This window comes from Sporacetigenium sp. TC11 (assembly GCF_058146105.1).
Genome location: NZ_JBYVNY010000015.1, coordinates 25255 through 43508, shown reverse-complemented (window position 1 = coordinate 43508; position 18254 = coordinate 25255). Strand labels below are relative to the sequence as shown.

The following is an 18254-nucleotide window of genomic DNA, read 5'->3' as shown; positions in this document are numbered from 1 at the left end:
AAAATTCTAACTAATTATATAAAGGAATTGAGATAAAAAAATTTAATATTATTATAAAGAAAGATTAATATATTACATTTTATTTTTTTATTTTTATTGATTTTCAGGGGGAAAAAATATGTATAATGATATTGAAGAAATAAAAGCGGAGTTAAAACAACTATGTACGGACTATGTTGACATACTGGAAAGGATGAAGCAAGAAAAAATAATATCGCAAGAAGTTTATAATGAATGTACATCTAAAAAAATATTTTTCTTAGATGAACAGTAAAAAAAAGAATCTGCCTAATACATTGGTAGATTCTTTTTTAAGTTCAGGGGTATAATAATATTATTTACATAGATTTTAAAAATACAATAAATAATGTATAATAAAATACATAATAACTATGGAAATTTATAACTAATAATGAGGTGATAAAAATGAAATTATACAATACATTAACTAGAAAGAAGGAAGTGTTTGTACCTTTAGAAGAGGGAAAGGTAAAAATGTATGTATGTGGGCCAACTGTATACAATTTCTTCCACATAGGAAATGCAAGGCCTTTTATAATATTTGATACTTTTAGAAGATATTTAGAATACAGAGGATATGAAGTAACATATGTACAAAACTTTACGGATGTAGATGATAAAATTATAAACAGATCACACGAAGAAGGAATAACTCCAGATGAAGTTGCAGATAAGTATATAGATGAATACTTTAAAGATGCTGATGGATTAGGCATAAAGAGAGCGACCGTTCATCCTAGAGTTACGGACAATATACAACAAATAATAGATTTTGTTAAAGATTTAGAACAAAAGGGATTTGGATATGAAGTGGATGGAGATGTTTACTTTGATACTCAGAAGTTTAGTGGATATGGTAAGTTGTCTAAACAAAATCAAGATGAATTAGAAGCAGGGTCTAGAATCGAAGTTAATGATAAAAAGAAACATCCAATGGATTTTGTATTATGGAAATCAAAGAAAGAAGGAGAACCTGGATGGGATAGCCCTTGGGGAGAAGGTAGACCTGGATGGCATATAGAGTGTTCTGTAATGTCATGCAGACATTTAGGTGAAACTATAGATATTCATGCTGGAGGACAAGATTTAACATTCCCACATCATGAAAATGAAATAGCTCAAAGTGAAGCTAGAAATGGTAAAACATTTGCTAGGTACTGGATACATAATGGATATATAAATATAAATAATGAAAAAATGAGTAAATCAAAGGGAAATTTCTTTACAGTAAGAGATATATCTGAAGAATATGATCTAGAAATTGTAAGGTTCTTTATGTTGTCTGCTCACTATAGAAATCCTGTTAATTTTAGTGACGAAATGCTAATGCAATCTAAGGCAGGCCTTGAAAGACTTTATAATACTAAAGAAAGTTTAGAATTTACATTAAAAAAATTAAAAGAATCTAGTATCGACAAAGAAATGAAGATTGAAGAAAAAGAAGCTATAAATCATTTAAAATTATATAAGCAAAGATTTATAGAATCTATGGATGATGATATAAACACAGCAGATGCTATAAGTATTATATTTGAATTAGCTAAATTTATAAATACTAATGTGGATGAAGATTCCTCAGTTGACTTTACTCAAAAGTGCTATGATATGTTTAGTGAGTTAACAAAGGTATTAAACATAGTAAATAAAAAAGAAGATAAAGTTTTAGATGAAGAGATAGAAAAGCTTATAGAGGAAAGAGAAAAAGCTAAAAAAGAAAAGAACTATTCTTTAGCAGATGAAATAAGAAAAAAATTATTAGATATGGGAATAGTATTAGAAGATACTAGACAAGGAACTAAATGGAAAAGGGTGTAGTAATGGATAATACGCAAATAAAAACTATATCGGCTTTGGTACTTGCTTATATGGGAGATGCTGTATATGAATCTTATGTAAGAGAACATCTGGTTTATAAAAATCCCAATATGAAAGTAAATGACTTACATAAGACAACTATAAAGTATGTAAGAGCTAAATCTCAAGCAAACATAGTAAATAAATTAGAACAAGACTTAACTGAAGAGGAACTCAATATATTTAAAAGAGGAAGAAATCAAAAATCTAATACAGTACCTAAAAATGCAGATATACTTGATTATAGACATGCTACTGGATTTGAAGCTGTATTAGGATATCTTCATTTAACTAATGATATCGATAGATTAAAACACATAATAAATAAAAGTATACAAATAGTAGAAAATGATATTGAAGGTATTTAATAAAAAGGTTGATATTTTTAATAAAAATATCAACCTTTTTATATGCTATGAAATACAAAAAAACAAGATTATGAGTTATAATAAAAGTTATGAATAAATCATTATTTAATAAACGATATGATAATTTAATAAAAAATGGAAAAAATTAAAGAGGAACTAAAAAATTATTAATATTTAGGTGGTGTGCTAATTGGCAAATATAGAAGGAAGAAATCCTGTAATAGAAGCACTAAAAAATGAAAGACCTATAGATAAATTATTAATAGCAAATTCAGCTAAAGAAGGCTCTATTAATAAAATAATAGGAATGGCTAAGGATAAGAATATAATAATACAATATGTAGATAAAAGAAAGTTAGATGAAATTAGTGAAAGTCATTCTCATCAAGGCGTTATAGCTATGGTTTCTGAATATAAATACTATGAATTAGAAGAATTAATTCAAATACCAAAACAAAAAGGTGAAGATCCGTTTTTTATAATACTAGATGAGATAACAGACCCTCATAACCTAGGTTCTATAATAAGAACTGCAGATGCAGTAGGGGCACATGGAGTTATAATTCCTAAGAGAAGGTCTGTTCATATAACTCCTGTAGTGACCAAGGCATCTGCTGGAGCAGTTGAATATGTACCTGTATGTAAAGTCACAAATATAGTAAGTACTATAAAAACATTAAAAGAAGAAGGTCTATGGATAGCAGCAGCTGATATGGATGGAAGTGATTTTTATAAACAAAACTTAAAAGGTTCTATAGGAATAGTTATAGGAAGCGAAGGTTTTGGCATATCTAGATTAGTAAAAGAAAATTGTGACTTTACAGTTAAAATGCCTATGCTTGGTAATGTCACATCATTAAATGCATCGGTTGCTGGAGGAATATTGTTATATGAAATATTCAAACAAAGACTGGAGTCTAAATAGTGGTTAGGACTACAAAAGAATACCTTATTGTAGACGGGTACAATATAATAAATGCTTGGGATGAACTGAAAAGCTTAGGAAAAGAAGACCTAGAAGGTGCAAGAGAGAAATTAATAGATGATATTATAGAATACTGTGCTTATACAGGAGCAAAATCTATAATTGTATTTGATGCATATCAAGTTAAAAATTCAAAGGAAAAAATAGAAGAGAGAAAAAATGCAACTATAGTTTTTACTAAAGAACATCAAACAGCAGATAGTTATATAGAAAAATTCATAGGTAAATTATCTAAGTATGACATGGTGAAGGTTGCTACTAACGACTACGCAGAACAACAAATTATATTAGGCAAAGGTGCTACTAGAATATCAGCTAGAGAACTCAAGTTAGATATTATATCTATCAAGAGCAAAATAAAATCTAAAACAAATTCGACAAATATACAAAGAAATGCCTTAGAAAGTTTTTTAGATGAGGAAACTTTGTCGAAACTTGAGAACATTCGTAGAAACCGTTGAAATTACTAAATTTGTTAAATATAATAGATTTATGAAGTTTACGTAGGGGGAGATAATGTGTTAGTAGCAAAGGAAAAAGAATATTATAGATTAGGTGAAGTAGTAGAAGATGACAGTGAAATAGTATTAAGAGCTAATCAAGGAGATATATTTGCACTAGAACATATAATAAAGAAATATAAAAATTTTGTAAAATCAAAAGCTAAATCTTATTTTTTAATAGGGGCAGATAAAGAGGATATAATTCAAGAAGGTATGATTGGACTATATAAAGCTATAAGAGATTTTGACTGTACTAAGACTGCTTCTTTTAAGTCTTTTGCAGAACTTTGCATAACAAGGCAAATAATAACAGCTATAAAAACTGCCACAAGACAAAAGCATATACCTTTAAATTCATATGTATCTTTAAATAAACCTATATATGATGAAGAGTCTGATAGAACTTTATTGGATATAATAGCTACAAATGTAGTTACAGATCCAGAGGAGATTATAATAAGCAAAGAAGAGCTAAAGAATATAGAAGGCAAAATGAATGAGCTGTTAAGTGGTTTAGAACAAGAAGTGCTAGAATTGTACCTAAACGGTAAGTCATACCAACAAATAGCCGATGGACTTCAACGCCATGTTAAGTCAATAGACAATGCTCTTCAAAGAGTCAAGAGAAAATTAGAAAAATACCTTGAAAATAGAAGTAATTAATAGTAAAATACTTACCATAAGCATGTAACCGTGCTTTATGAGTGCCCATGTGGCTCAGGAGGTAGAGCGTCGCCTTGGTAAGGCGGAGGTCGGCGGTTCAAGTCCGCTCGTGGGCTCCATTAATATGTAAAAACAACCAAATTAACTACATAATCAAAAGAGGAGGAATTTTAAAATGGCTAAAGCTAAATTTGAAAGAAATAAGCCGCACGTTAACATAGGAACAATAGGACACGTTGACCATGGTAAAACAACGTTAACAGCAGCAATAACTAAAACATTACATGCAAGATATGGATTAGGAGAAGCTGTAGATTTCGCAAACATAGATAAGGCACCAGAAGAAAGAGAAAGAGGAATCACAATATCAACAGCACACGTTGAATATGAAACTCCAAACAGACACTACGCACACGTTGACTGCCCAGGACATGCTGACTACGTTAAGAACATGATAACAGGAGCAGCACAAATGGACGGAGCAATATTAGTTTGTTCAGCAACAGATGGACCAATGCCACAAACAAGAGAACATATATTATTATCAAGACAAGTTGGGGTACCATATATAGTAGTATTCTTAAACAAGTGTGATGTAGTAGATGATGAAGAATTATTAGAATTAGTTGAGATGGAAGTAAGAGAATTATTAAGCGAATATGACTTCCCAGGAGATGATACTCCAATAATACAAGGATCAGCATTAAAAGCATTAGAAGATCCATCAAGTGCATGGGGAGATAAAATAGTAGAATTATTCGAGCAAATAGATTCATATGTACCAGAACCAAAGAGAGCAGTAGACAAGCCATTCTTAATGCCAGTAGAAGACGTATTCTCAATAACAGGAAGAGGAACAGTTGCAACTGGTAGAGTAGAAAGAGGAGTAGTAAAGGTACAAGACGAAGTAGAGCTAGTTGGATTATCAGAAGATCCAAGAAAGTTAGTAGTAACAGGAGTAGAAATGTTCAGAAAGTTACTAGACGAAGCTCAAGCTGGAGATAACATAGGAGCTCTATTAAGAGGTATCCAAAGAGCAGAAATAGAAAGAGGACAAGTATTATCAAAGCCAGGAACAATAAAGCCACACACAAAGTTCACTGCAGAGGTATACGTATTAAAGAAAGAAGAAGGCGGAAGACATACTCCATTCTTCGATGGATATAGACCACAATTCTATTTCAGAACAACAGACGTAACAGGATCTTGTAAGTTACCAGAAGGTATAGAAATGATAATGCCTGGAGATAACGTAACAATGACAGTTGAATTAATATCACCAATAGCTATAGAAGAAGGATTAAAATTCTCTATAAGAGAAGGTGGAAGAACAGTAGGGGCTGGAGTTGTTGCTACTATAATGGAATAGTACGATTCTATACTCTTAAATTAAGATATCAAAAGAGAAGGAATTATCCTTCTCTTTTTTTAAACATAATTAACAAAAACATTGACATGCCTACAATTTTATGATAACTTATACAAGGTGATGATTCAAAATTAAGAAATTATCTTAGACGATAAGAGACTTAACAATATATAATGAATTACGAAGTTGGAGGTGTAGCAGATGAGAGTTAAAATAACTTTAGCATGTACAGAATGTAAGCAGAGAAATTATAATACTACAAAAAACAAAAAGAACAACCCAGATAGAATAGAATTACAAAAATACTGCAGATTCTGCAAAAAGCATACTACTCATAAAGAAACAAAATAGTTAATTAAGGATGTGAGTATGGAATGGCTGCCCATGCAAATCAAAACACAAATGTAAAAAAAGAAAGATTTAGTTTTAAAACATATGTAAAAGAAACAAACTCAGAACTTAAAAGAGTTACATGGCCGACTAAGAGTGAACTTTTAAAGAGCACAGGGGTAGTTTTAACTGTATGTATTTTGTCAACTATCTTAGTGTGGGCTGTAGACAGTATATTATCAAGTATACTTAAGCTTATACTAAAATAGATAAAAAGGAGAAATAAGATATGTCAGAGTTACAACAACCAAGATGGTATGTCGCTCATACTTATTCAGGGCATGAGAATAAAGTTAAGGCTACTATTGAAAAGGCTGTACAAACAAGAAGTATGGAGGACTACATATTAGAAGTGGTTGTCCCTACTGAAGATGTTGTAGAAACCACTAAAAGTGGTAAAGAAAAGATAAGACAAAGAAAAGTGTTTCCTGGTTATGTTCTAATAAAAATGATAATAACAGATGAATCTTGGTACGTAGTAAGAAATACAAAAGGCGTTACAGGGTTTGTAGGTCCTGGATCTAAACCTGTACCTTTAAGTGAAGAAGAAGTTGTATCTATGGGCATCGATAAAGCTATTCAAAAGGTAGCAAGTAATAATATAGATGTTGAAATAGGAGAAACGGTTAGAGTCACAGAAGGGCCATTTGAAGGATTCATGGGAAATGTACAAGAAATAAACCTTGAAAAGAAGAAATTAAAGGTTGTAATATCAATGTTTGGTGGTAGAGAAACTCCTACTGAATTGGAGTTTAATCAAATAGAAAAAATATAATTCATATAGATTTTGAGGAGGTGCGCTCGATGGCTAAAAAAGTTATAGGTCAAATAAAATTACAAATAAACGCAGGAAAAGCTACACCAGCACCACCAGTTGGACCAGCATTAGGACAACACGGTGTTAATATAATGGGATTCTGTAAAGAATTTAATGCTAAAACTGCAGATCAAGCTGGTTTAATAATACCAGTTGTTATAACAGTATACCAAGATAGATCTTTCACTTTCATAACTAAAACTCCACCAGCTGCAGTTTTAATAAAGAAAGCGATAGGAATCGAATCAGGTTCAGGAGAACCAAACAAAAAGAAAGTTGCAACAATATCTTCAGCTAAGATAAGAGAAATAGCTGAATTAAAAATGCCTGACTTAAATGCAGCTTCAGTAGAAGCAGCTATGAGTATGATAGCTGGTACTGCAAGAAGTATGGGTGTTGTAGTAGAAGACTAATTTTAAAAATGACGATATGTTTTTGTACCCGTTTATATAAGTGGGAGGTACTAAACCGAAATTACCACAAGGAGGTATATTAAAATGGCTAAAAGAGGAAAAAAATACCAAGAAGCTATAAAGCAAGTAGATAGAACTAGATTTTATGATGCTTCAGAAGCGTTAGAACTAGTTACTAACATATCTGTTGCTAAATTTGATGAAACTGTAGAGGCACACGTTAAATTAGGTGTTGACTCAAGACATGCAGACCAACAAGTTAGAGGTGCTGTAGTACTACCTCACGGAACAGGAAAAACTAAAAGAGTTTTAGTTTTTGCTAAGGGTGAAAAAGCTAAGGAAGCTGAGCAAGGCGGAGCAGACTTCGTAGGAGCAGAAGAATTAGTTGCTAAAATACAAGGCGAAAACTGGTTTGAATTTGATGTAGTTGTTGCTACTCCAGATATGATGGGTGTAGTTGGTAGATTAGGTAGAGTATTAGGTCCTAAGGGATTAATGCCAAACCCTAAATCAGGAACAGTTACATTTGATGTAGCTAGAGCTATAGAAGAAATAAAAGCTGGTAAAGTTGAATATAGATTAGATAAAACTAACATAATACACGTTCCTATAGGAAAGGTTTCTTTTGGTAAAGAAAAGTTAGCTGATAACTTTGCAACATTAATGGATGCAATAATAAAAGCTAAACCATCTGCTGCTAAAGGTCAATACTTAAGAACTGTTACAGTAGCATCTACTATGGGACCTGGTGTAAAAATAAATCCTGCTAGAGTTGCTGAGTAATAAAAACTCTTGACATAGATTGTGGAATTTGATAATATATTAGATGTTAATCTTAAAAATAAATAATTTACCGTAGACAGTAGGTGCTATAAGCTTAATATCCTACCGAGGGTTCGATAACTTTGAATTTTGAAGATAAGAAGCTTTTGTGTGTCTACATCTAGTGGATATACAAAAGCTTTTATAAAGTCTCGGTAAATATCAATAGGTGAAGGAGGTGCACACCTGGATGTCACAAAAGGCAATGGAAATAAAAGGACATGTTGTTTCAGAAATAGCTGAAAAACTACAAAAATCTTCTTCTGCAGTAGTAGTAAACTACAAAGGCTTAACAGTTGAAGAGGTTACTGAATTAAGAACTAAGTTCAGAGAAGCAGGCGTTGAATATAAAGTATACAAAAACACTTTAGTGAGAAGAGCTGCTAAAGAAGTTGGTATAGAACAATTCAATGATGAATTATTAGTAGGGACAAATGCTATAGCATTTGGATATGAAGATCCAGTTGCTCCAGCAAGAATAGTAAGTGACTTCATGAAAACTCATCCAAAGATGGAGTTAAAGATGGGTGTTGTAGAAGGTGAATTCTACGGTCAAGATAAGATAGTAGAATTAGCTAATATACCATCAAGAGAAGCACTTATTGCAAAATTACTTGGCAGCTTAAAAGCTCCAGTATCAAACTTTGCATACTTATTAGATGCTATGATAAAGAAACAAGAAGAACAAGCTTAAATTGCTGGTTTCTTCTAAACTATTAAAATTAAATTAAAAGATAAATTTCGGAGGTGCTAAAAATGACTATAGAACAAATATTAGAAGCTATAGAGAATATGAAAGTTTTAGAATTAAATGAATTAGTTAAAGCTGCAGAAGAAAAATTCGGTGTTTCTGCTTCTGCTCCTGTAATGATGGCTGGTGCTGCTGTTGCTGCTGTTGAAGAAAAAACAGAGTTTGACGTAGTATTAGAAAGCGCTGGAGCTTCAAAAGTTGGAGTTATAAAGGCTGTTAGAGCAATAACTGGTTTAGGATTAAAAGAAGCTAAAGAATTAGTTGACAGTGCTCCTAAAACATTAAAAGAAGGAGTTTCTAAAGAAGAAGCTGATAAAATGAAAGCAGATTTAGAAGCTGCTGGAGCTAAAGTAGAAGTTAAGTAATTTCATAATAAAAAAGGTGCTAATAAGCACCTTTTTTTAATTATAAGGATATTATAATTTATCCAAAGGCATGGTTCTCAAGGTGGTTAGCGACATGAGGAACGTCAAATTTTTATTAAATTTAAAAAAATGGAATTTAAGATTACTGTTTTGTACATAATAAATAATGTGCGTATTATACATATATATTAAATTATATTATTGACATAAAGAAATTATACTTGAATCGGATATGAAAATATGGTAAAATTACTAGATGCATTGGAATAAAGAATAGTTTTATTTTTAATTATTGAGAGGTGAAAAGTGAATGCCACATCCTGTCACGATAGGTAAAAGAACTAGAATAAGCTTTTCTAAAATAAAAGAAATAGCTGATGTCCCAAATCTTATAGAACTTCAACTAGATTCTTATGAGTGGTTTTTAGATGAAGGGTTAAAAGAAGTGTTTGAAGATATTTCGCCTATAGAAGACTATACTGGAAATCTTATTCTAGAGTTCGTAGATTATTCTTTAGATGAAAAGCCCAAGTACGATATTGAAGAATGTAAAGAAAGAGATGCTACATATTGCGCACCTCTAAAGGTTAAGGTAAGACTTATAAACAAAGAAACGGGAGAAATAAAAGAACAAGAAGTGTTCATGGGAGACTTCCCTTTAATGACTGAAAAAGGTACATTCGTTATAAATGGTGCCGAAAGAGTTATAGTAAGTCAATTAGTAAGATCTCCTGGGGTATATTACTCTCAAGAAATAGATAAATCAGGAAAAAGATTAATATCATCTACAGTTATACCTAATAGAGGAGCATGGTTAGAATATGAAACAGATTCTAACGATATAATATCTGTAAGAGTTGATAGAACTAGAAAACAACCTATAACAGTATTACTAAGAGCGTTAGGTTTTGGAAGTGATGCAGAAATAATAGACTTACTAGGCGAAGACGAAAGACTAATGGCTAGCTTAGAAAAAGATAATACTAAAACTGCAGAAGAAGGTCTTATAGAAATATACAAGAAATTAAGACCAGGTGAACCTCCTACAGTAGAAAGTGCTTCATCATTAATAAATTCATTGTTCTTTGACGCTAAGAGATATGACTTAGCTAAAGTTGGTAGATATAAGTTCAACAAAAAGTTAGCTTTATGCTATAGAATAATGAATAAAAGAGCATCTATGGATATAGTAAACCCAGAAACAGGAGAACTGTTCGTAAAAGAGGGAGAAAAAATATCTTTAGAAATAGCTAAGGAAATACAAAACTCAGGTATAAATGTAGTTTCTGTAATATCTGATGATGAAAGACCTGTAAAGGTTATAGGTAACCATTTTGTAGATATAGCGGCACATATAAGCTTTAATATAGATGACTTAAATATAAAAGAAAAAGTTCATTATCCTACATTAAAAGAGATATTAAATGAATATAATGACGAGGAAGAAATAAAAGAAGCCATAAAAACAAGAATTAGAGAACTTATCCCTAAACATATAATACTAGATGACATAATAGGTTCTATAAGCTACCAATTTAATATATTCCATGGGATTGGCGGTATTGATGATATAGATCACTTAGGAAATAGAAGAATAAGATCTATAGGAGAACTGCTACAAAATCAAGTGAGAATAGGTCTATCTAGAATGGAGAGAGTTATAAAGGAAAGAATGACAGTTCAAGATATGGAATCAATAACTCCACAAGCTTTAGTTAACATAAGACCTGTCTCAGCAGCTATAAAAGAATTCTTTGGTAGTTCGCAATTATCTCAGTTTATGGACCAAACAAATCCATTATCGGAATTAACTCATAAAAGAAGATTATCTGCATTAGGTCCTGGCGGTCTTTCAAGAGAAAGAGCGGGATTCGAAGTGCGTGACGTTCATCATTCTCACTACGGTAGAATGTGTCCTATAGAAACTCCAGAAGGACCAAACATAGGACTTATAAACTCCTTAAGTACTTATTCTAAAATAAATGAATTCGGATTTATAGAATCTCCTTATAGAAAAGTAGATAAGGAAAAAGGTATGGTAACAAATGAGATAAACTATTTAACTGCTGATGAAGAAGATATATATATAAGAGCTCAAGCAAATGAGCCATTAGATGAAGATGGTAATTTTGTAAACAAGAGAGTTATATGTAGAACTAAGAATGGTGCAGTTGAAGCTATTCCAGTTAATTTAGTTGATTATATGGATATATCTCCTAAGCAAGTTGTATCTGTAGCTACTGCTATGATACCTTTCTTAGAAAATGATGATGCAAACCGTGCACTAATGGGAGCAAACATGCAACGTCAAGCAGTTCCTCTAGTTAGAAGAGAATCTCCTATAATAGGTACTGGTATAGAATACAGAGCCGCTAAAGATTCTGGTGCAGTTGTTGTAGCTAGAAATTCAGGAGTTATTGATAGAGTAAGTGCAAACGAAATTGTTATAAAAAGAGAAGATGGAAATAAAGATAGATATAAACTTCTTAAATTCAAGCGTTCAAATCAAGGTACTTGTATAAATCAAACTCCTATAGTTGCTAAAGGAGATAAAATACAAAAAGGTGATGTTATAGCCGATGGGCCATCTACTGATCTTGGCGAAATAGCTTTAGGAAGAAACACATTTGTAGCATTTATGACTTGGGAAGGTTATAACTACGAAGATGCTATGTTAATAAATGAAAGATTAGTTAAAGAAGATAGATTATCTACAATACACATAGAAGAATATGAAAGTGAAGCAAGAGATACTAAATTAGGACCTGAAGAAATAACTAGAGACATACCTAATGTCGGTGAAAGTGCTATAAAAAACCTAGATGAAAGAGGAATAATAAGAATAGGTGCTGAAGTTGATTCAGGAGATATATTAGTAGGAAAGGTTACTCCAAAGGGAGAAACTGAACTTACAGCTGAAGAAAGATTACTTCGTGCAATATTCGGTGAAAAAGCTAGAGAAGTTAGAGATACATCTCTAAAGGTTCCTCATGGCGAATCAGGTATAATAGTAGATGTTAAGGTATTTACTAGAGAAAATGGAGATGATTTATCTCCTGGAGTAAATGAATTAGTTAGATGTTATATAGCAAAGAAAAGAAAAATTACAGTAGGAGATAAAATGGCAGGGCGTCATGGTAATAAAGGGGTTATATCTAGAATATTACCTGAAGAAGATATGCCATTTATGCCTGATGGTACTCCGCTTGACATAGTATTAAATCCACAAGGTATACCATCTCGTATGAACATAGGACAGGTTCTTGAAGTTCATTTAGGTCTTGCTGCTAAGGCATTAGGATGGCATGTTGCAACATCGGTATTTGATGGAGCGAAAGAACATGACATAAGAAAAGCTTTAACAGAAGCTGGATATCCAGAAGACGGTAAAATGAATTTATATGATGGTAGAACTGGAGAGACTTTTGATAATAGAATCACTGTTGGATATATGTATATGCTAAAACTACATCACTTGGTTGATGATAAGTTACATGCAAGAAGTACAGGGCCATACTCATTAGTAACTCAACAACCATTGGGTGGTAAAGCTCAGTTTGGTGGACAGAGATTTGGTGAGATGGAGGTGTGGGCACTAGAAGCATATGGAGCAGCACACATACTTCAAGAGATATTAACAGTTAAGTCTGATGACGTTGTAGGACGTGTTAGAACTTATGAAGCAATAGTCAAAGGTGAAAATATACCTGAACCGGGAATACCTGAATCGTTCAAGGTATTAATAAAAGAACTTCAAAGTTTATGCTTAGATGTTAAAATCCTAACTGAAGAAGATAAAGAAATAGAAGTTAAAGAATCTTTAGATTATGAAGATATTCCTCATGAATTTGAAATGACAGGATTTGAAGATTATAAAGATTTAGAAGCTGAATCTATAATTGAAGAAATAGATGAGGAAGATATAGAAGAAATAGACGATGAAGAAATAGATGATATAGATCTTGATGATGAAACTAATTATGAAGATATAAATTACGATGACGATGATTTTGATGTATAGTTCTTTGTGTTTTGCAAAATCTCAAATAGAAGGGAGAGGACTCCTTGTTTGAATTAAACAATTTTGAATCAATAAAGATATCGTTAGCGTCTCCTGAGAAAATAAGACAATGGTCAAGGGGAGAGGTAAAGAAACCTGAAACTATAAACTACCGTACTTTAAAGCCTGAAAAGGATGGGTTATTCTGTGAAAGAATATTTGGTCCAACTAAAGACTGGGAATGTCACTGTGGTAAATATAGAAGAGTAAGGTATAAAGGTGTAGTATGTGATAGATGTGGTGTTGAAGTAACTAAGTCTAAAGTAAGACGTGAAAGAATGGGACATATAGAGCTTGCAGCTCCTATGTCTCATATATGGTACTTCAAAGGGATACCAAGTAGAATGGGATTACTACTTGATATGTCACCTAGATCATTAGAAAAAGTACTGTACTTTGCATCTTATATAGTTGTAGATGCAGGGGAAACAGGATTAAACGAAAAACAATTATTAACAGAAAAAGAATATAGAACAGCTGTTGAAAAATACGGCAATGATTTTAAAGTTGGAATGGGTGCGGAAGCTATAAAAGAGATTCTACAAAAAATAGATTTAGAATCTTCAAGCAAAGAATTAAGAGCCGACCTTAAAGATAGTACTGGTCAAAAAAGAATAAGAACTATAAGAAGACTAGAAGTTGTAGAGGCTTTTAGAAAATCTGGAAACAAGCCAGAGTGGATGATAGTAGATGTTATTCCAGTAATACCACCGGATTTAAGACCGATGGTTCAATTAGATGGAGGTAGATTTGCAACATCTGATTTAAATGACCTGTATAGAAGAGTTATAAATAGAAATAATAGATTAAAGAGACTGTTAGAACTTGGAGCGCCAGATATAATAGTTAGAAATGAAAAAAGAATGCTTCAAGAAGCGGTTGATGCTTTAATAGATAATGGAAGAAGAGGTAGACCTGTAACTGGACCTGGTAACAGACCACTTAAATCATTATCAGATATGCTTAAAGGTAAACAAGGACGTTTCCGTCAAAACTTACTTGGTAAGCGTGTTGACTATTCAGGACGTTCTGTTATCGTTGTTGGACCGGAACTTAAATTTTATCAATGTGGTCTTCCAAAGACAATGGCACTAGAATTATTCAAGCCATTTGTTATGGATAAACTAGTTAAGCAAGGTCATGCGCACAATATAAAGAGTGCTAAGTCTATAGTAGAAAAACTTAAACCTGAAGTTTGGGATGTTTTAGAAGAAGTTATAAAAGGACATCCGGTAATGCTAAACCGTGCACCTACTCTGCATAGACTAGGTATACAAGCATTTGAACCGATATTAGTAGAAGGAAAAGCAATCAAACTGCATCCTCTTGTATGTACAGCTTATAATGCTGACTTCGATGGTGACCAAATGGCGGTTCACGTGCCTTTATCAGTAGAAGCTCAGGCAGAGGCAAGATTCTTAATGCTTTCTCCAAATAACATACTAGCTCCTAAAGATGGTTCTCCTATAACTACACCTACTCAAGATATGGTTTTAGGAAGCTATTACTTAACTATAGAAGCTCAAGAAGGTGCTAAAGGTACTGGAATGGTATTTAAGGATTATAATGAACTTTTAATGGCATACCAAACAGGAGCCGTTCACATACATGCTCAAGTAAAGGTAAGAAAAGTAGACTTAGAAGGAAATACTTATTTAGCGGAAAGTACAGTAGGTAGATTTATATTTAACGAGAACATACCTCAAGATTTAGAGTTTGTAGATAGAAATGTAGACATACATTCTCTAGAAATTGATTTCTTAGTTGATAAAAAAGCTTTAGGAAAAATAATAGATAAATGTTTTAGAAAGCATGGAAATACTGATACATCTATACTTTTAGACCACATAAAATCTTTAGGATTTAAATACTCTACTAAAGGCGGTATAACTGTTGCTGTATCAGACATGGTAGTGCCGGAAGCAAAGAAAGCATTCATAACTGAAGCTGAAGAAAAAGTTGAAAAGTATGAAAGAGCTTATAGAAGAGGTTTAATATCTGATGAAGAGAGATATGAAAGAGTTATAGAAACTTGGACAGCAACAACTGAAAAAGTTACTGATGCTCTTATGGATGGACTAGATAGATTAAACAATATATTTATAATGGCCCATTCAGGAGCCAGAGGTAGTAAAAACCAAATAAGACAGTTAGCGGGTATGCGTGGTCTTATGTCGAATGCATCAGGACATACAGTTGAAATACCTGTTAAATCTAACTTCCGTGAAGGTTTATCAGTTTTAGAATACTTTACATCTTCACACGGTGCCAGAAAAGGTCTTGCCGATACTGCACTTCGTACAGCTGACTCTGGTTACTTAACAAGAAGACTTGTTGATGTCAGTCAAGATGTTATAGTAAGAGAAGTAGACTGTGGAACAGATATAGATACAGGAATATCAGCTTTTAAAGATGGAAATGAAATTATAGAAGAACTTTATGATAGAATAGTTGGAAGATATACATTAGATGCTATAATTAATCCAGAAAATGGGAAAGTTATAGTTCCAAAAGACTCTATGATACAAGAAAATCAAGCAGAAGAGATAGTAAAATTAGGAATAGATATGGTTAAAATAAGAACTGTTCTTAATTGCAAGACAAACCACGGAGTATGTTCTAAGTGTTATGGTAGAAACTTGGCTACAGGAAAAGAAGTTAATATAGGTGAGGCTGTCGGTATAATCGCTGCTCAATCTATAGGTGAGCCAGGTACTCAGCTTACAATGCGTACTTTCCATACTGGTGGGGTTGCCGGTGGAGATATAACTCAAGGTCTTCCAAGGGTTGAAGAGTTATTTGAAGCTAGAAAACCAAAAGGTCTTGCTACTATAACTGAAGTTTCAGGTAGAGTAGAGATAGATGAAGCGGGTAAACGAAAAGAAATAACTGTTATACCACAAAACGAGGAAGCTAAAACTTATGCAATACCATATGGATCTAGAATAATAGTGAAACATGGTCAATATGTTGAGGCTGGTGACTCATTAACACAAGGTTCTATTAATCCTCATGATATAGTAAGAATTAAGGGTATAGGTGGAGTTCAAGACTATATCGTTAAAGAAGTACAAAGGGTTTATAGAATGCAAGGGGTTGATATCAACGATAAACACTTAGAGGTAATAGTTAGACAGATGCTATCTAAGGTTAAAGTTGAGGACCCAGGTGATACGGAACTTCTTCCAGGCGGATATTCAGATGTACTTGAATTTAATAAAGCTAATGAAGATGTCGTATCTCAAGGGTTAAGACCTGCAGCAGCAAAGAGAGTATTACTAGGTATAACTAAAGCATCTCTTGCCACAGAATCTTTCTTATCAGCTGCTTCATTCCAAGAAACTACAAGAGTATTAACTGAGGCTGCTATAAAAGGTAAAGAAGATAGATTAATAGGGTTAAAAGAGAATGTTATAATAGGTAAGCTAATACCTGCTGGTACAGGAATGAAAAGATACAGAAATATTGCTGTAGAGAAAATAGAAGAATAAACCAGTCAACATTTATAAACAAAACTTGACACTATATATAGGTAGTGTTAAAATGTTAAAGTGTCAAAATTTAAAAGTGAACTTTGAATACAAGGAGGTCTAAAGGCCTCCTGGTATTTACTATAAGTAAGCTTTAAATTTAAATAGATTTTAATGTTTTTAAAAAGTAAAAGGCACGAAACCAGCTTTAAGGTACAATTTAAAAGTAGCTTTAATAGCTAAGGATGAAAAAAGCATAGAAACAATCTATGTTAATTCAATGAGTCAACTAATAAACTCTATAAGATGAAAATAGTTGATGTATTGAAGTAGTTGGCAGCTATCAAAAAGACAAAATTTTGGAAGGAGGTGCGATTAATGCCAACAATTAACCAATTAGTTCGTAAAGGTAGAGAAGCAATGGAGAAGAAATCTACTGCTCCAGCTCTACAAAAAGGATACAACTCTTTAAACAAAAAAAGCACAAAAATGAGTTCGCCACAAAAAAGAGGAGTTTGTACTTCAGTTAAGACTGTAACTCCTAAAAAACCTAACTCAGCTTTAAGAAAAGTTGCCAGAGTTAGATTAACAAACGGTATAGAGGTTTCTGCTTATATACCAGGTGAAGGACACAACTTACAAGAGCATAGTGTTGTTCTTATAAGAGGAGGAAGAGTTAAAGACCTTCCTGGAGTTAGATACCACATATTAAGAGGAACACTAGATACAGCTGGTGTTGATAAGAGAATGCAATCAAGATCTAAGTACGGTGCAAAGAGACCTAAAGCTGCTAAAAAGAAATAATTAGTTTAATCGTTTCGGTGCTTTAAATATATAGATATATTTATGGCATCACGGCACTGATAAGTTGTCGAGTACCGATGATCTAAGATATAATTAAGGAGGGAAGCAAAATGCCAAGAAAAGGTAGTGTACCAGTAAGAGAAGTATTACCTGATCCAGTACACGGAAGCAAGGTAGTTACTAAGTTAATAAATAACTTAATGATAGATGGTAAAAGAGGTAAATCTCAAAAGATAGTTTATGATGCTTTTGAATTAATAAAAGAAAGAACTGGTGAAGAAGCTATAGAAGTATTTGATAAGGCTATGAACAATATAATGCCAGTTTTAGAAGTTAAAGCTAGAAGAGTTGGTGGATCTAACTACCAAGTTCCAATAGAAGTTAGACCAGAAAGAAGACAAACTTTAGGTCTAAGATGGTTAGTAAACTATACAAGAGCTCGTGGAGAAAAAGGTATGGTTGAAAAACTAGCTAAAGAAATAATGGATGCAGCTAATAACACAGGTGCTTCAGTTAAGAAAAAAGAAGATACTCATAAAATGGCAGAAGCTAATAAGGCGTTTGCTCACTATAGATTCTAAGATGATACCAACTAATTA

18 protein-coding genes, 1 tRNA gene and 1 other annotated feature are annotated in these 18254 nt (G+C 32.6%); all 19 genes read left to right on the top strand.

The window, feature by feature from the left end; all coding sequences use genetic code 11:
- Positions 1-118: 118 nt before the first annotated feature.
- The 19 genes from ACUSRV_RS16055 (at position 119) to rpsG (ending at position 18236) form a co-directional block, all read left to right on the top strand.
- Positions 119-274: a hypothetical protein gene (locus tag ACUSRV_RS16055; RefSeq protein WP_490142982.1), complete on the top strand. Its 156-nt coding sequence runs from the start codon at positions 119-121 to the stop codon at positions 272-274.
- A gap of 152 nt (positions 275-426) precedes the next feature.
- Positions 427-1836, top strand: coding sequence for a cysteine--tRNA ligase (gene cysS / locus ACUSRV_RS16050; protein ID WP_490142981.1), 1410 nt, complete (start codon positions 427-429; stop codon positions 1834-1836).
- A 2-nt stretch (positions 1837-1838) separates the two neighbouring features.
- Positions 1839-2243 carry a Mini-ribonuclease 3 gene (locus tag ACUSRV_RS16045; RefSeq protein WP_490142980.1) on the top strand — a complete coding sequence of 135 codons (405 nt, stop codon included), beginning with the start codon at positions 1839-1841 and terminating at the stop codon, positions 2241-2243.
- A 190-nt stretch (positions 2244-2433) separates the two neighbouring features.
- Positions 2434-3168: a 23S rRNA (guanosine(2251)-2'-O)-methyltransferase RlmB gene (gene rlmB, locus ACUSRV_RS16040; protein ID WP_490142979.1), complete on the top strand. Its 735-nt coding sequence runs from the start codon at positions 2434-2436 to the stop codon at positions 3166-3168.
- A complete protein-coding gene (locus ACUSRV_RS16035) occupies positions 3168-3689 on the top strand; it encodes an NYN domain-containing protein (protein ID WP_490142978.1) in 522 nt (173 codons plus the stop codon). The genes rlmB and ACUSRV_RS16035 overlap by 1 nt, the downstream gene beginning before the upstream one ends.
- A 57-nt stretch (positions 3690-3746) precedes the next feature.
- Entirely contained in the window at positions 3747-4394 is a 648-nt protein-coding gene (gene sigH, locus ACUSRV_RS16030) for an RNA polymerase sporulation sigma factor SigH (RefSeq protein ID WP_490142977.1), read from the top strand.
- Positions 4395-4437: 43 nt separating this feature from the next.
- Positions 4438-4513, top strand: a tRNA-Thr gene (locus ACUSRV_RS16025).
- A 56-nt stretch (positions 4514-4569) separates the two neighbouring features.
- Positions 4570-5763 carry an elongation factor Tu gene (gene tuf / locus ACUSRV_RS16020; protein ID WP_490142964.1) on the top strand — a complete coding sequence of 398 codons (1194 nt, stop codon included), beginning with the start codon at positions 4570-4572 and terminating at the stop codon, positions 5761-5763.
- A 201-nt stretch (positions 5764-5964) separates the two neighbouring features.
- Entirely contained in the window at positions 5965-6114 is a 150-nt protein-coding gene (rpmG, locus tag ACUSRV_RS16015; RefSeq protein ID WP_490142976.1) for a 50S ribosomal protein L33, read from the top strand.
- A gap of 23 nt (positions 6115-6137) precedes the next feature.
- Complete coding sequence (gene secE / locus ACUSRV_RS16010; RefSeq protein WP_490142975.1) at positions 6138-6362, top strand: preprotein translocase subunit SecE; 225 nt, start codon at positions 6138-6140, stop codon at positions 6360-6362.
- Positions 6363-6382: 20 nt separating this feature from the next.
- Positions 6383-6928, top strand: a complete 546-nt coding sequence (nusG, locus tag ACUSRV_RS16005) for a transcription termination/antitermination protein NusG (RefSeq protein ID WP_490142974.1) — start codon at positions 6383-6385, stop codon at positions 6926-6928.
- A 29-nt stretch (positions 6929-6957) separates the two neighbouring features.
- A complete protein-coding gene (gene rplK / locus ACUSRV_RS16000; protein ID WP_490142973.1) occupies positions 6958-7383 on the top strand; it encodes a 50S ribosomal protein L11 in 426 nt (141 codons plus the stop codon).
- Between the two features lie 84 nt (positions 7384-7467).
- Positions 7468-8166, top strand: a complete 699-nt coding sequence (gene rplA, locus ACUSRV_RS15995; protein WP_490142972.1) for a 50S ribosomal protein L1 — start codon at positions 7468-7470, stop codon at positions 8164-8166.
- A gap of 52 nt (positions 8167-8218) precedes the next feature.
- Positions 8219-8360 (top strand) — a sequence feature (ribosomal protein L10 leader region).
- A gap of 35 nt (positions 8361-8395) precedes the next feature.
- Positions 8396-8899, top strand: a complete 504-nt coding sequence (gene rplJ / locus ACUSRV_RS15990) for a 50S ribosomal protein L10 (protein ID WP_490142971.1) — start codon at positions 8396-8398, stop codon at positions 8897-8899.
- Positions 8900-8961: 62 nt separating this feature from the next.
- A complete protein-coding gene (gene rplL, locus ACUSRV_RS15985) occupies positions 8962-9321 on the top strand; it encodes a 50S ribosomal protein L7/L12 (protein WP_490142970.1) in 360 nt (119 codons plus the stop codon).
- A gap of 310 nt (positions 9322-9631) precedes the next feature.
- Positions 9632-13342, top strand: coding sequence for a DNA-directed RNA polymerase subunit beta (gene rpoB / locus ACUSRV_RS15980; protein WP_490142969.1), 3711 nt, complete (start codon positions 9632-9634; stop codon positions 13340-13342).
- Positions 13343-13386: 44 nt separating this feature from the next.
- The gene (gene rpoC / locus ACUSRV_RS15975; protein WP_490142968.1) at positions 13387-16872 is read left to right on the top strand and encodes a DNA-directed RNA polymerase subunit beta'; all 3486 of its coding nucleotides are present in this window, start codon (positions 13387-13389) and stop codon (positions 16870-16872) included.
- Between the two features lie 357 nt (positions 16873-17229).
- A complete protein-coding gene (rpsL, locus tag ACUSRV_RS15970) occupies positions 17230-17655 on the top strand; it encodes a 30S ribosomal protein S12 (RefSeq protein WP_490142967.1) in 426 nt (141 codons plus the stop codon).
- A 110-nt stretch (positions 17656-17765) separates the two neighbouring features.
- A complete protein-coding gene (rpsG, locus tag ACUSRV_RS15965) occupies positions 17766-18236 on the top strand; it encodes a 30S ribosomal protein S7 (protein ID WP_490142966.1) in 471 nt (156 codons plus the stop codon).
- Positions 18237-18254: the final 18 nt, after the last annotated feature.